The 15,179-nt window shown below is 62.3% G+C and carries 12 protein-coding genes; 6 read left to right on the forward strand and 6 right to left on the reverse strand.

Annotated elements, in window-relative coordinates:
• The first annotated feature begins 72 nt into the window (after positions 1–72).
• A complete protein-coding gene (locus tag LK12_RS18105; protein WP_082010634.1) occupies positions 73–2,634 on the forward strand; it encodes a TonB-dependent receptor in 2,562 nt (853 codons plus the stop codon).
• Between the two features lie 171 nt (positions 2,635–2,805).
• Here the strand turns inward: LK12_RS18105 and LK12_RS18110 are convergent, their stop codons facing one another.
• Positions 2,806–3,363: a nuclear transport factor 2 family protein gene (locus tag LK12_RS18110; RefSeq protein ID WP_039287222.1), complete on the reverse strand. Its 558-nt coding sequence runs from the start codon at positions 3,361–3,363 to the stop codon at positions 2,806–2,808.
• A gap of 439 nt (positions 3,364–3,802) precedes the next feature.
• On the opposite strand from LK12_RS18110, the gene LK12_RS18115 reads away from it, so the two are divergent.
• The 3 genes from LK12_RS18115 to LK12_RS24720 all read left to right on the forward strand — a co-directional run bounded on the left by LK12_RS18115 (position 3,803) and on the right by LK12_RS24720 (position 7,529).
• Entirely contained in the window at positions 3,803–5,584 is a 1,782-nt protein-coding gene (locus tag LK12_RS18115; RefSeq protein WP_039287225.1) for a flavin-containing monooxygenase, read from the forward strand.
• A 75-nt stretch (positions 5,585–5,659) separates the two neighbouring features.
• Entirely contained in the window at positions 5,660–7,306 is a 1,647-nt protein-coding gene (locus LK12_RS18120; protein WP_197063591.1) for a thiamine pyrophosphate-binding protein, read from the forward strand.
• A gap of 52 nt (positions 7,307–7,358) precedes the next feature.
• On the forward strand, positions 7,359–7,529 hold the full coding sequence (locus LK12_RS24720) for a hypothetical protein (protein ID WP_156135554.1): 171 nt from the start codon (positions 7,359–7,361) through the stop codon (positions 7,527–7,529).
• Positions 7,530–7,614: 85 nt separating this feature from the next.
• Here the strand turns inward: LK12_RS24720 and LK12_RS18125 are convergent, their stop codons facing one another.
• The 4 genes from LK12_RS18125 to LK12_RS18140 form a co-directional block, all read right to left on the reverse strand.
• Positions 7,615–9,225: a GMC family oxidoreductase gene (locus LK12_RS18125; protein ID WP_039287231.1), complete on the reverse strand. Its 1,611-nt coding sequence runs from the start codon at positions 9,223–9,225 to the stop codon at positions 7,615–7,617.
• A gap of 97 nt (positions 9,226–9,322) precedes the next feature.
• Complete coding sequence (locus LK12_RS18130) at positions 9,323–10,402, reverse strand: ABC transporter substrate-binding protein (protein WP_039287234.1); 1,080 nt, start codon at positions 10,400–10,402, stop codon at positions 9,323–9,325.
• Positions 10,399–11,253, reverse strand: coding sequence for a TauD/TfdA dioxygenase family protein (locus LK12_RS18135; protein WP_156135555.1), 855 nt, complete (start codon positions 11,251–11,253; stop codon positions 10,399–10,401). Before LK12_RS18135 ends, LK12_RS18130 begins: the two co-directional genes overlap by 4 nt.
• Entirely contained in the window at positions 11,250–11,717 is a 468-nt protein-coding gene (locus tag LK12_RS18140) for a nuclear transport factor 2 family protein (protein ID WP_052223590.1), read from the reverse strand. Before LK12_RS18140 ends, LK12_RS18135 begins: the two co-directional genes overlap by 4 nt.
• A gap of 249 nt (positions 11,718–11,966) precedes the next feature.
• Between LK12_RS18140 and LK12_RS18145 the strand changes: the two genes are divergently transcribed.
• Both LK12_RS18145 and LK12_RS18150 read left to right on the forward strand, forming a co-directional pair.
• Positions 11,967–13,103 (forward strand): acyl-CoA dehydrogenase family protein, encoded by a 1,137-nt coding sequence (locus tag LK12_RS18145; RefSeq protein WP_039287240.1) that lies wholly within the window; start codon positions 11,967–11,969, stop codon positions 13,101–13,103.
• Positions 13,100–14,359 (forward strand): acyl-CoA dehydrogenase family protein, encoded by a 1,260-nt coding sequence (locus LK12_RS18150; protein ID WP_039287243.1) that lies wholly within the window; start codon positions 13,100–13,102, stop codon positions 14,357–14,359. The genes LK12_RS18145 and LK12_RS18150 overlap by 4 nt, the downstream gene beginning before the upstream one ends.
• A gap of 158 nt (positions 14,360–14,517) precedes the next feature.
• Here the strand turns inward: LK12_RS18150 and LK12_RS18155 are convergent, their stop codons facing one another.
• On the reverse strand, positions 14,518–15,174 hold the full coding sequence (locus LK12_RS18155) for a TetR/AcrR family transcriptional regulator (protein WP_039287245.1): 657 nt from the start codon (positions 15,172–15,174) through the stop codon (positions 14,518–14,520).
• Between the last annotated feature and the right edge of the window lie 5 nt (positions 15,175–15,179).

Raw genomic sequence — 15,179 nt, forward strand, 5'->3', positions numbered from 1 at the left:
CCCGGCAAGCACGTCAGCTTCCGTCTACGAATCCGAAATCGCGTGATGTGACGGACATAATCCTCAAGGACGATGGTTTCGATTCCAGAGCTGGCTAATTCGACACACGCAAAAGGTAAATGCCCTTCGCTCGGGGCGATCATGGGAGGATGCGATATGTCGAAGATTGGTGCGGCGACGTTGTTGCGGCAGGGGCGCTGCAGTTCTTTGATCGCTTTGGCCGCCGGATTTCTTGCTGCAACGCCTGCATTGGCTCAGGAGGTGTCTCCGCAGTCATCCGAAGGGCCGAAGGTTAGCTCCGGCGATATCATCGTTACTGCGCGTAGGGTCGAGGAACGGCTTCAGGACGTGCCGATCGCCTTGACCGCGATTTCTGGCGACGATTTCAGCAAGCTCAACATTCAGGGGGCGACCGACCTCCAGAATCACACATCCAATCTCTACATCCGCGCAGACTCGTTGGGTGGCAACTTGCAGCCCAGCTTCGTCCTTCGCGGCCAGGTCCAGACGCTTACGACGGACGAAAACGTCGCGCTTTACGTTGCCGACGTTCCACAATCGACGCGCAGTCTGTCTGGTTCGATGTACGATCTTGCGCAAATTCAGGTCCTGAAGGGGCCGCAGGGCACACTGTTCGGCAAGAATTCTAACAGCGGCGCCATCGTCGTCACGCCCAATCGTCCCACCTACGAGTTCGGGGGCTGGGTAGAAGGTCAGTACGGTGACTACGATTTCTACCAGTTAACCGGCATGTTGAATGCGCCGATCATTCAGGAGAAGGTTGCGCTTCGTCTCGCGGGACGCGTTACCCGTCAGGATGGGACGGTGAAGAATACGCTGCCCGGATATGCCGACTGGGATAACCAGCGCTACGAAAGCTTTCGTGCGTCGTTGTTGATCGAGCCCGCTTATGGTATCTCCAACCTGACGGTCTTTGACTACCTGCACCGCAGGGAAGTCCCCACGCCGTTTGTTACGCTGGCGTCAGGCACGTCTGCACTGGCTTTTGTATTCGACCAAGTCGTGCCGCAGCAGGAAGCCTTGGGGCCGTTCGCCCGGCCCGGCGTGACGGGCCTGAATGCCCGCGGACCGGACGGCGGCTATATCACCAACGCTCTGTACGCGAAGGTCTGGGGCGTATCCAATACGACTACCTTTGATGTCAGCGATGCGATCACGATCAAAAACATCTTCGGCTACCGGAGGGAGAAGGCATCGTCTGCCCTCGATCTTTCCGGTGCCCACGGTTACACCATTTATGCACCAGATCCGGTTCTGGTATCGCTGAACAATACTGTCGTCAGTCACGATTTGACTGCAAAATCAGACGAATTGCAGGTCATAGCCAATCTCTTTGGCGGCAAGTTGAATTTGATTGCGGGCGGTTTCTATTCGGATTCCGACGATCCCACCCGCACGTGGTCGGACTTGCAGATCGGCTACGAACTGCCAGGGCGTCCGGGGATCGATGACGATATCCAGTACTATAAATCGCGCGCCCTGTTCGCCGAGGGAACGGTGGATCTTTCCTCGCTCGTCGACGGTCTGAAATTCACATCGGGCGCTCGGTATACCTGGGACAAGCGCTCGATCGACAAGAGCTACTTCGTGGCGTCGAGGAGCAATTATTCACTTCCAAACGCGCTACCGCTGGATGCCCAGTATCCCGCCATGGGCGAATGCAGCCTGATCGATCCCAATACCTTTGGCTATCTGCCGGGTGTCGATCCCGCAACGTGCCGTTATACGGTGTCCGACAAGTACCATGGGTTCACGTACAACGAAACGCTGGCCTGGCAGGCCACGCGGGGTCTCAATCTCTACGCTTCGTACAAGAAGGGCTACAAGTCGGGCGGCATGAACCAGTACGCCGCGCGGACGGACCCCGACCTGACCTCCTACAAGCCCGAAACCCTGAAGGTATGGGAAATTGGCGCCAAGGCGGAAGGGTACTTCACCAACGGGCGCTGGAACTTCAACGCGGCCTACTTCAACGGCCGCTACAAGAACCTGCAGACTCAGGCCATTCCCGACTTCTCGGCAGACTTCGGACTGCCGCCGCAGAGCCAGATCATCCTGACCATCATCAACAGCGTAAAAGCCAAGATGCAGGGTATCGAACTCGATGGCGGGGTGACTGTAGGCAATCTGTCGGTGAATGGCGCTTTTTCCTGGCTCGATCAGAAGTACACGGCAGGTGCAATTCCTTCGAACGCCACGGAATTCCGCAACGGAACCGGGTACGATCTGGCCGGTACGACGTATCCAGGTGCGCCGAAGTATACCGCGAGCGGAACGGCGACTTATCGCATGTCGTGGATCCCGGAATCTGCCGGCGACGTGGCCCTCACCGGAAGCGTTTCGCATCACAGCCGTGCACCGGGCAGCGACGCCCCCGGTGCCAGCGTGTCCTTCGTGCCGGCCTACACCATTTTCGACCTGAATCTTGCATGGAACAACTTCATGCGGTTGCCGGTCGATCTTGGGTTCTGGATGAAGAACGTGACGGATGAGGCCTATGAGACGACCTGTCTCGATAATCGGGAGTCGCTCGGGTATCGCAGTTGCCAGTTCGGTCGCCAGCGGACTTTCGGTTTCTCGCTGAAGTATCGCTTTGGTGCGGAAGCCTACTGAGGCTTACGGCTCTGCCGTTTCGACAAAGGACAGGGGCGCCGCAATAGCGCCCCTGTTTTTTGCGTCCGGGGAAACGGGAAAATGTTCCGGTCGCATACGTAAAACGCGGCGGATCGGGTCCAGCAGTGTGCCGGGCCGATCCGTCGGAGCCCATGTCAGGCTGCCCGTGCTCTAGGCATGGCGATCGCGAACCAGGGGGCGCTGGTAGGAGACGTCCGATTTGTCCCAGGTGTTCGGCCCGGTGGACATGAGCTTCTCGCGCCATTCCTCCGGAATAGGCGCCTTTTCATAGTTTCCGGTAAGATCGTTGACGCAGACCCGGTAGGCGATGGCCCAATGGCCTTCCCGTTTTTCGAAACGATCGACGTATCGGCCGAAGGCAATCGTGGGCGGTCCTTCGATATTGTCGGCAAGAAACAGATAATAGGTTTCGCCATGGGCGACGTCGCCCTCGATCTCCACGGTATGGTTGGTGATGACGTGTTGGTGATGGGTCTGCCCCGCCTCATGCCATCCCAGTGCCCAGTCCACGAACTCGGGCGGCTCGTAACTCGCGACACCATGGTCGTCGAATGCGTCGGGATGATAGGCGGATAGCATCAGTTCGCGGTCATGGCGGTCCACGCCGCGGGTGTAGCGCAGCAGGCAGTCCATGATCTCCTTGCGGTCCTTCATTTCCTGCAGGAACGCCAGCAGATCGGGTGTAATGGCATCGGGGCTCTTCGACATTTCTTTCTCCCAAAAGGTCAAGGGCTTCGTATTGCGAAAAAGGGGTATCCGGCCCGGTTTGGCCTTCGCCAGGAGGCTGAATTTCTAGGATAATTCAATGGTTTGATTTTTCTGCCTGCGGAGTTTGTCCGCGTGTGTAGGGGGAGGATCGGCGTCGCCGGATGCCAGCCAGGATAGCCGCTGTTTCGTCATCTATCGGTGCGATCCGCCTGCAGGTAGCGCTGCAGGATAGGGAATCGCAATCAAGGCTCATCCTCTTGCCGGACTAGGGGTTTTTCTCGCGAGGCGAGGCGCGGCATGCTTTGGTTGCGGGAGGTTGTCAGTTCGATCTCATCCTGTGAGACGATGCTGCCGGAGCCGTGAATACCATAAGAAGCGCCGCGGGACTGCATGCAATGCCATGCCTCTACCGGTACGCAGCAAAAATTAGGGTGAGTGGATGACTGATTCGAATGAAAATCTGGGTTTCGACCCGGAGGAACTCGCGGCGAAATACAAAGCTGAACGCGACAAGCGCCTGCGGACCGACGGCAACGATCAGTATCTGCACATGCACGGGCAACTGGCCCGGTACATCGAGGACCCCTACACCGAACGGACGGAACGGGCGCCCATCGAGGAGGACGCCGAGGTCGTCATCATGGGCGGCGGTTTCGGCGGGTTGCTCGCCGCTGCGCGCCTCAAGGAGGCGGGCGTCGAAGACATCCGGATCATCGAGAAGGGCGGCGACTTCGGAGGAACCTGGTACTGGAACCGCTATCCGGGCGCCGCGTGCGACACCGAGTCCTACATCTATCTCCCGCTCCTTGAAGAGCTGAACTACATGCCGACCGAAAAGTACGCGCGTCGGCCAGAGATTTTCGCGCATGCCCAGGCGATCGGCCGTCACTATGACCTCTATCCCAAGGCGATTTTTCAGACGGCCATTACCGAGTTCCGCTGGGACGAAGACCGCTCCCGGTGGTTGACGCTGACCGATCGTGGCGATGAAATCCGCGCCCGCTTCGTAGTCATGGTGCCCGGTCACTACCAGGAGCCCAAGTTGCCCGGCATCGCCGGCGTAGAAAGCTTCGAGGGCCACAGTTTCCATACCAGTCGCTGGGACTTCGAATATACCGGGGGCGACGCGCTCGGTGGTCTGGACCGGCTGCACGACAAGCGGGTGGGCATCATCGGTACGGGGGCCACGGCGATCCAGTGTGTGCCGCACGTCGCGCGGTCCGCAAAGAAACTGTACGTGTTCCAGCGCACCCCGTCCGCCGTGGGCGAGCGCAACGACCAGCCAACCGATCCGGACTGGTTCAACCAGTTCAAACCGGGTTGGCAGAAGCGCCGCATGTTGAACTTCACCGGAGTATTCGCGGGCCGGATCGGGGACGCCGATCAGGTCAGCGACGGATGGACCAAGCCCTTTATCGAAATGCTGCGGTCGGCTGCACCGGACATGAGCGAAGAGGAGCGTGCAGAAGCCTTCCAACTGACCGACTACAAGATCATGGAGGGTATCCGGCACAGGGTAGAGGAAACCGTAAAGGACAAGCAGACCGCCGAGGCGCTGAAGCCGTGGTACAATCGCGTCTGCAAGCGCCCCTGTTTCCACGACGACTATCTTGAAAGCTTCAACAACCCCAATGTCGAACTGGTCGATACCGAAGGCCGGGGTGTGGAGCGCATCACGGAAAACGCCGTGATCGTTGGCGACAAGGAATACGAGGTCGATTGCCTGATCTACGCAACCGGGTTCGATCTTTCGCAGGCGGCGGGTTTTCCCGTCCCGATCATTGGGCGGCACGGTGAAGCCCTTTCGCAGAAGTGGAAAGACGGCGCGATTTCGCTGCACGGATTCCACACGCACGGGTTTCCCAACCTGCTGATCATGAGCACGATCCAGAGCGCGCTCGATGCCAATTTCCCCAATATGCTCGAGGAACAGTCGCGCCACATCGCCTATATTCTTTCCGAAGCGAAGAAGCGCGGGGTCACCGAAATTGAAGTAACGGAGGAAGCCGAGGAGGCCTGGCTGGAAGAGCATGAGCGGCATTCGCACATCACTATCCAGACATGGGAAAACTGCACGCCGAGCTACTACAACGACGAAGGGCACGTTTCGCGCCACCTGGCCCGCAATGGCGCGTTTGGACTGGGCCCTCTCGCCTTCATCGACATACTCGAAAAATGGCGCGCGGACGGCAAGTTGGAGGGTCTCGAGTTGCGCAAATGACGTGCTTATTTCCAGGCGTCGGTGCAGCGTCTTTGAGGCTCAATCCACATCGGCACGTAGCACGGGATGCCCACGGTGGCTGAGGTGGATGATGCGGCTGCTGTCAGCGGCAAGCGGGAATTGATCCGCCACCTCGTTGCGACGGGGCAGCGCCATCTTTTCGGCTTGCCGGGCAGTTCGATGGTGGCGCCACTGAACGAACTCCAGAGCACGGACATAGAGTTCGTTCCCGCAATTCATGAATCCGTCGCAGTGGCCGCTGCGGATGGCTATGCCCGCGTGGCAGGTCATGCGACGGTCTTGCTTTACATGCTACCCGGGATGGCGAACGGTCTGGGCAACCTCTACAACGCGTGGCGGGACGAATCTCCGCTGACGGTGATTGCCTCCCAGCAGGCCACGCGGCACCGCAGCATTGATGCTACTGTTGGCGAGGCTGATTTGGTCGGCCTGGCCCGGCCATTTACAAGACTGGCTCACGAGATAGCTCCCGGCATGGACCTCGGCTTCTGGCTGGAAAGGGCGCGCGCAGTGTCCACGGGACAGGTCCCGGGCCCAGTTTTCCTGTCGATCCCAGAGAACGTGTTCGACGAACCTGTCACGGTGACGAACTCCCGAGCATCCCGCAATGATTGCGCCATCGTGCCGGACGTGGCGAAAGTGGCCGAAGCCCTTGGAGAGGCAGAACGACCGTTGATTGTGGTTGGTGGCCAACTTCGCCGGTTCGGTGGTGCTCAGGTGCTCGAGGATCTCTCCGAAAAGCATGGTATCGCTGTGGCTTATGAGCCCGGCTTTCAGGACAGGTTGGGCATCGCGCCCGGCCATGAGAACGCCTTTGGCAATCTGTTGCTGCTGCCCGAAATGGAAGCGGAAGCAGATGTTGTCGTCGTGCTCGGTGGCCGCCTTTTGCTTGAGGCCCATCCACGCCCCGCTTGGTTTGCAGGTGCAACGTTTCTGGCCCATGTGAACGCCGACCCGTTCAAGCTCGAGGAGACAAAAGTCGCCGACTGGGCTTGTGCATGCGATCCTGCTCAGTTCGTCCGGACGCTGCACGGCACCATGACAGAATTTGAAGGGCAGGAGGCTGTTCGGGCGCGGCGAAAGGCTTGGCTCGATACACTTCGCGCTCAATCCGGATCAGGGTCAGGCGATCAGGCCTTTGCCAGCTATGCCTGCGTCGTCGGTGCTTTGCACGACGCGCTTGACCAGGGCTGGGTGGTAGACGAGGCGGTCATGGCCTCGCCTGTCCTGCACGCGGCCCTTTCGTCTCTCGACGGCCGGCGTTACGTGGGGACGGCGGGTGGTTCACTTGGCTGGGGGCCGGCTGCTGCTGCGGGCGTGGCTATTGCCTCAGGTGAGCCGGTAACCTGCATCGTAGGTGACGGAGCGCTGCGGTTCGGCGCGCTGGGATTGTGGACCATTCGGTCGTGCAACCTTCCTGTTACGATCGTCGTGCTGGACAATGGTGGCTATGGGTCGACCCGATTTTTCGAGCGTCAATATGTAGCCCGCTTGCAGGAACGGGGAGGGGGAAACCCGCCCGGATACTTGGGTAGTAATCTACGCGATGCAGGGTCAACGGTGGAAAGCATTATTGAGGGGTTTGGCATCCCGGTATCAGTGGTCCGTGAAGGGGAGGACCCGCGAGAGGCCGTGGAACGGGCTTGGGCCGCGCGCATTCGAGGACCCAATGCGGTCGTTGTCCAGATGGGTTTTGAGTAGCCCCTAGATTTCTGGACGCCTTCTATCCTAATTTTGAGGACAGGAGACGACGATGGGGAAGCCCGATTTCAGCGATGAGTTCAAGCGTGACGCGGTGGCACAAATCACCGAACGTGGGTACGCTATTGTCCCGCGAGATCCGACTGCACAGGCGGCACGTGACCAGCACAAGCTGGTTGATGAGAAAATGCTTGGCGCTGTTCCCAGAAATGAGGAGCCCTGACGACTGGACCTCTCCTTGACGTCGGGCGCGCCATCAAGCCTGTCGTCTGGAAATTTCGGTTTTCAGGCTAATCCGGTGGGGCTTCCTATGCGCGGGTGCCGAGGATATGCGCGGCGCCCTTCTCGCCGATCATGATCGTGGCGGCATTCGTGTTGCCCGAAGTGACTGTTGGCATCACTGATGCATCGATCACGCGCAGTCCTTCCACGCCGTGAACGCGCAGTTCGGGATCGACGACGGCGCACGCATCGCTGCCCATGCGGGCCGTGCCCGAGTAGTGCAGCGCGGTTCCGGCGACGCGGTCGATGTGCGCGTCGAGGGCGTCGTCATCCTCGCCGGTGAGGTCCGGCGTCACTTCCGCAACGCCCAATGCGCGCAAGGGCGCCGCGGCGGCGATGCGCCCGAGCAGCCGCAGACCGGCGCGGAGCACGGTGCGGTCCTCGCCGGAGGACAGCGAGTTGAACACGATCTTGCCCTCGACGCGCGGGTCTGCGGAAGCGATGCGGACATGCCCCCGGCTTTCGGGCCGCAAGTGATAGGCGGACAGCTGAAATCCCGAACCGGAGGCCAGCCCGCTGGGCGAGGCGGGATCGATCAGGAACGGGCTGAACCCGATCTGGAGATCGGGCGCTTCCAGTCCCGCCCGGCTCTTGACGTAACCGCCGACCAGCGAAGCGCCAAGCGCAAGCGGGCCGCTGCCGCTGGCGAGATAGCGCAGGCCCGCGCCGAGCATCTTCGCTCGGCTCGCCATCATCGCATTGACGGTATGCGGACTGTCGACACGGAAGCTGCGGCCGGCCTGGAGGTGGTCCATCAGGTTGGCGCCGACACCGGGCAGATCGTGGACGAGGGGAATACCATGTTCCACGAGCAGGTCGCCGGGCCCGATGCCCGAACGCTGGAGCAGTTGCGGCGAATGCAGCGCCCCGGCGCTGACGATGACCTCGGCCCCGGCTTGCGCGGTGATGTGCTCGCCATGGCGCTCGTAGACGACGCCGGTGGCGCGGCGACCGTCGAAGGTCACGCGCTCGACGAAGGCCTCGCTGACGATCGTGAGGTTGGGGCGGTTGCAGTTGGGGGCGAGGTAGGTCTGCCAGGTCGAGGAGCGGCGGCCGCGCCAGGTGGTGAGATGGTGGTAGCCGACACCGCCATGGCTGCCGGCGGCATGGTCGTCGTTGCGCGGAATGCCGACTTCCCCGGCCGCCGCGATGAAGGCATCGCCGAGTGGGGTCCGCCACCGCGTCGCCTCGACACCGAGCGGGCCCTCGCCGCCGTGCCAGGCGTCGGCGCCGGCGGCATAGCGCTCCGCCTTGCGGAAGTAGGGCAGGACCTCGTCGTAGTCCCAACCGACCGCGCCGAGCTGGCGCCACAGCGCATAGTCGTAGGGGAAGCCACGCACATAGACCATGCCGTTGACCGCGCTCGATCCGCCGACGATGTTCCCGCGCATCACCGATAGTCGGCGACCGCCAAGCGCGGCTTCGGGCTCGGACATGCCGGTCCAGACGTAGCGCGGGTCGCGCAGGATCTTGCCGAAGCCGAGCGGCACCTTCGACCAGGTGCTGCGATTGTCGGGGCCGACTTCGAGCAGCAGCACGCGTCGGCGCGGGTCCTCGCTCAGTCTTGCGGCAACGACCGCACCAGCAGAGCCCGAGCCGACGACGATGTAGTCGAAGCTTGCCGTCGTTTCGGTCATCCCATTCTCCCGGATTGGTCGTCCTGATCGGCGTGACATTCCGCGCCTTCGCGTGGCCTCGCCACGTCCATGGCCTGTTGTCGAAGGACTTGAACGGTCACGCCGGCACCGGGTGGAGGCCGTCGGCGGCGATTGCGCTGAACAGGAACAGGCGCGGCCCCTTGAGCGCCTTGCGCTCGTCCGGACCAAATCCCATCCAGCTGCCGGCGCCGCCGGTGGCGCAGGGAAGGCCGCGAACCGCTTCGAGACCGGCCCGGATGCCCGCGCGTGTCAATGCGGGCGCATGGGCCACCCCGGCGAGCATGAGCTGCATGAGGTCATAGCCGAAGCAGGCCGACGCGCCGGCAGGCCGGGTCCCGTGGTGTGCCGCGTAACGGTCGAACATGTCCGTAGCTACGGAATTGCAGGGATCTACCATGTCTGTCGCGATCCAGCCGGAAAGCGCCGCGCGCGCCTCGGCATCGCGGGCAGCGGCGAGCGCAAAGCCGCAGTTCCCGAAGCAGGGCACTTGCCAGTCCTGCGCGGTGATGGCGCGGGCCAGCGGCACGCCGAGGAAGAACAGTCCCATCGCCACGACCGCATCGGCGCCGCTAGCGCGAGCGGCGGCAACGGCCGCATCGATATCGCTTCCGTCCGGCGCAAGAGAAAGTTCGGCGGCGATGGCGATGCCGAGTGCTTCGGCCGCACGGCGGAACGGGCCGAGGTAGGCGGCGCCGTAATCACCGCTGCCGCGAAAGCAGGCGACCTTTCGCAGCCCCTTGTGCGCGGCAAGATAGGCGAGGGCAGGGCCTTCTTCGGAGAGCGATCCCGCCTGGAACTGGAAAGTCCACGGCCCGCAGGCGCGGTCGGTACCCGCCCAGTGGATCGCCGGCATCTCGCGCGCTTCGATCGAAGGATGGAGCGCGAGGATGCACGGTGTCGTCGAAGGGCCGATCATGGCCAGCACGCGCGGATCGTCGGCCAGCGCCTCCCACGCGGCCTGCGTCGCGGCGACGTTGGCATGGCTCCCGGCGGCGCTGCGCTGCGCCTCGGCAACGACCAGTTCGATGGGCCTGCCGTGCAGCCCCCCCGATGCGTTTGCGGCGTCGAGCGCGAGCCGCATCGCGTTCATGCCGAGATCGTGCTCGGGCGGCGTGGGCACATCGCGCAGCACGCCGATGCGGACCGGCGCGGTCACGCCGGGCCGATCGGGCGCTCGCCGGCGACGTAGCTTTTCTGCAGAACCCGCTCGCCGTGATAGTCCTGCACCGCGTAGTGCTGGAACGAGCGGTTGTCCCACAGCGCGAGGTCGTTGACGCGCCATTGCCAGCGCATGGTGAACTCTGGCGATTCGGCATGGCGCCACAGCATCCGCAGCAGGCTGTCGCTCTCGTGCGCGGAGAGGCCGACAACGGACTCGGTCCACAGTTCATTGACAAACAGCGCCTTGCGCCCGGTCTCGGGATGGACACGCACCACCGGATGGATGCTGCGCAGCTCTTCCTGCAGGTGGCCGGTGGCCTTGCCGCCGAGGAGCGGCAGCGTCTTGTAGGCCGAGTGCTCGGCCTGGAGCCCGTCGATCAGCCGCCTGATCGGTTCGGACAGCGTCTCGTAGGCGGCGATCATGCTGCCCCAGCAAGTGTCGCCGCCGCCGCTTTCGGGCAGCCGCAGCGCGCGCAGCGCCAGGAAGGCGGCCGGCGCCGGGGCCAGCGTCGAATCCATGTGCCAGATCGCCGTCGCACGGCGCTGCTGGTAGGTGGGCATGTCGTGGACTGTGGTCGCCTCGCTTGGCGGACTCAGCGCGGCGGTCGAGAACGGGTCGGTGGCAAGCTCGCCGAAATTGCGCATGAATGCGGCGTACTGCTCGCGCGTGAGATCCTGGTCGCGAAAGAACACGACGCCGTGCTCGATCACGGCGCGGCGGATGCGTTCGACCGTCGCGCCATCGAGCGTCTCGCACAAGTCCACGCCGGAGGCCACGGCGCCCACGGCAGGGGTGATCGGAGCGATGTCGAGCTGCGAGACGGCCGTGGTCATTGGCTTGCTCACCGGTTCGTACCGCCCATCAGATCGTCCTGGACGGCGTGCTTCTCGCTCCAGAGGAAGCGGATGTCGCGCGTGGCGATGAACCAGGCGTCGCCCTCGCGGGCGTAAGTGTCGTGGTAGCGGATGACCACGTTAAGCGAGGCGGACCGGTCGGCCAGCAGATGCCGCGCCGTGCACAGCACTTCGCCTTTGGCCCGGTCGCCAGAGACCTCGAAAAGGTAGTTGGTCATCATGTGCGTGGTATCGGCGTAGGCCCCGCGCATAGCTCGCGGGATCTCGGCCAGCTGCTCGTGGCCGGAGAGATCCGCGAATGGCTGTTCGGCATTGGGGTGAAAGCTTCGCAGACGCGCGTCCGGGAGGAACAGAGCCTGCAGTGCAGGTATGTCGCAGGCGTCGATAGCGGCCGCGTAACGGAAGGCGAGTTGATTCAGGGCGACGATGTCCTCGGTTTGGCCAGTCGACGTCATCGCATCCCCTCCTTCACGGTTCTTTCGGAGCAAGATGCAGATTGACCTCGGGGATGCAATATGGGGGCATCTTCCGGTACAGAAAAATCGCGGCAAAGCGGCCCTTCAGCGGTCTTGCTTGTCTTTCCGAAACTAACCCATGCTCAGCCACAGTACAGTTTCCACAACTTCCCACTGGCGTATCGGCAATCTCGCACCCTATGCTCTTTTGCAAAGAAAAGAATGGCGGTCTGGAGGGGCTGAAAGGCAATGCGTCATGTACTGACACCCGATCAGGAACTATTTCAGGATACGACGGCGCGCTTCCTCGCCGATCGCGCACCGCTAAGTCGGCTGCGCAAATTGCGGGACGACCCGGCAGGATATGAACCCGATTACTGGAGGGATGGAGGCGAGCTCGGCTGGTGCATGCCACTGGTCGGCGAGGACGAGGGGGGCGGTTCCGTCAGCGGGAGAGGCATAGTCGATCTCTCGCTGCTGGCATACGAGTTCGGACGCCACGCCGCGCCCGGCCCGCTCGTGGATTGCAACGTGGTTGCAGCTGCGCTCTCCGGACAGCCTGGCGAAATGCAGCAGAACGCGCTGGGCGAAGTGCTAACCGGCAAGGCGATTGCCGCATCCTGTCTTGGGGCTGCGCCATGGCAAGAGCTTGGCAAAGCCGGCGTGACAATCCGCAAGGATGGGAGCCAGCTGGTCATCTCGGGCTCTGTACGTCCGGTTGAATCGGCCTCGCAGGCGAGCTGGCTGCTGGTTACCGGGGCGAGTGATGGGGGGCGTACCCAGGTGCTCGTTCCCGCGTCCGCCACCGGCCTCGAGGTGAGGCCGCTCAAGAGCATCGATGTCACTCGCCGTTTCGGTCAGGTTACTTTCGCTGACGTGCATGTGCCCGAAAGCGCTATTGTCGGAACATTTGCCGAAGCCGAGGCGCAGATCGCCCAACAAATTCGCCATGCCGCAGTCATTCTCACTGCCGAATCGGTAGGGGCAATGGATTCGGCATTCGACATGACGGTGGACTGGGCGTTCGAGCGCTATACTTTCGGCCGGGCGCTTGCATCCTATCAGGCGCTCAAGCACCGCTTCGCGGACATGAAATCATGGTTGGAGGCCAGCCATGCGATCAGCGACGCTGCGGCCGACGCCGTGGCCGACGCGTCAGATACTGCGGATGAGGTGTGCAGTGCGGCCAAGTCCTATGTCGGCCAACAGGGAGTCGAACTGGCGCAGGATTGCGTGCAGTTGCACGGCGGCATTGGCGTTACATACGAACACGATCTGCATTTCTACTTGCGCAGGGTAACGCTGGACCGACTACTCTATGGAACACCGGCCGAGCACCGGCGCATGATCGGGTCAATGCAGATCAAGCAGGACGTGATGGCATGAGCGAAGAGATCGAACCTGTCGAGGCGTTCCGGCTGCGCGCGCGCGAATGGATCAAGGCCAATCTCGGGCCCATGCAGCGTTGGGACATGAGCCAGCACTGCGAATCCGATGAAGAGGAACTTGAAGCCGTCGCGCGTGACCGGATGCTGCAGCGCAAGCTCTACGACGGGGGATTTGCCGGAATATGCTTCCCGAAGGAGTATGGCGGCCAGGGCCTGACCCCGGACCACAACCGGGCCTTCAGCGAGGAACTGTCAGGGCACGAGTATCCTTCGCGTTTTTCTGTGCCGACCTTTTCTCCTTGCGCGTCGGTCCTGCTGGAATTCGGTACGCCCGAACAGAAGGCGGCCCATCTGCCGGCAATCCTAAAGGGAGAGGAAGTCTGGGTGCAGCTGTTGTCCGAGCCGGGCGGCGGATCGGATGTCGCGGGCATCACGACGCGGGCCACCCGGGATGGTGATCACTGGGTTCTCAATGGATCGAAAGTCTGGACTTCCCGCGCTTGGTGGGCGGACTGGGGGCTGATCCTCACGCGCACGAACTGGGACGTGCCCAAGCACCGGGGCATGACCGTGTTCATTCTGCCGCTGCAGCAACCGGGCGTCGAGATCTCACGTATCGAACGTCTGAATGGCGAATCCGAATCCTGCGAGGAATTCTTCACCGACGTGCGCATTCCGGACAGCGACCGAGTGGGAGAAGTCGATGCCGGTTGGACCATCGGTACGCGCTGGATGTATCATGAACGGCTGGGCCACAATTCGCCATATGTGACCACGCCAGTGGGTTCGAAAGGCCAAAAGTCTCACGAACCTTCGGTCGTCGAGATCGCTCGAAAGGCCGGCCGCCTCGACGATCCGGCCGCTCTCGAGCTTATCGGGGAGCATCGGGCCCTGGGGATCGTCACGCACGAGTTGCAGCGCCGCATCGGCGATGCCGCTGCGTCGGGCAAGGGCAACAAGGATCTGTCTTCCGTCGATCGCGTGTTTCGCGGCCTCGCCAGCGTGCGCCGCGCAACGATCGCCTTCGACCTTGCCGGCTCCGATGCGAGCGTGTGGGACGAAAACTGTGAGAATCCGACCGACGCCGTCGGCATGCAGTTCCTGATGCGGCAGGTGTCATGCATCGGCGGTGGCACGACTGAAATCTCGCGAAACGTCATTGCCGAACGCGTGCTGGCGATGCCGCGCGAACCTTCGGGCGACAAGGGAGTACCGTTCCGCGACGTGCCCAAGGGACCAAACCGGAGCCGCTAGCTCATGTGTCGCCTGCCCTCGTAAGGTTCGGCGGTGGCCAGGCCCGAGTGTCTAATGCGGTTTGGCGGGCCGAATGCGGACAAACCGCACCCGCGTCGGGCTGTCGGAAAGCTGCGCTCCGTTCATCCGATCGGGCCGGACCGGTATCGGCGAGCGGGTCATTTCTGGCTGGCGATGTATTCAGGTTTTCTGCGAGCGAAACCGGTGGTGTAGAGTTGGTTGAACTGTCTTGCGGTCGTTGACAGGTCCTCGCCGCGTTCGCTGAACCAACGCTGCAATGCCATGGCGAACATCATGCCGAAGCTGGCAAGGCCGAGGAATTCGGAAGATAGTCCTTCTTTCGCCAAAGGAGCGATGACTTCCCCTCGAGCGCGGATCAGCGGCTCCAACTGTTCCCTGAAGACCTGACGGCCGGATTCCAGGTCTGAAAACAGCGCAGTCGTCAGCAAGGGCAAAATTCGCTCCATGTCCTCAAGATGACGAATGGTGGATTCCTCGGCCAGCTTGCCCATCTGCTCCGCGGTCTCGGCGGTTTCGTATTCCTTTATCCGTCCGTGCATGCCCTGCATCGCTTCGATGAGCGGCTGCATCACCGCTGCCTGAAACAAATCGTCCTTGGTGGGGAAATGCTTGAACAATGTCGCCTGGTTCACGCCCGCGGCATTGGCGATGTCGCGCGTACGCGCGCCGGCGAAGTTGGAGCGGACGAATTCGGTTTGGGCCGCGGCAATGATTTCGACCCGACGCTCAGCGGCAGGGCGATAGTCGCGTCGGGCGTCAGCGGAACGTTTCAAGGGCGCGGATTTGGCTGGCATACTGT

It is taken from the genome of Novosphingobium malaysiense (genome assembly GCF_000802225.1).
GTDB classification, from domain to species: domain Bacteria; phylum Pseudomonadota; class Alphaproteobacteria; order Sphingomonadales; family Sphingomonadaceae; genus Novosphingobium; species Novosphingobium malaysiense.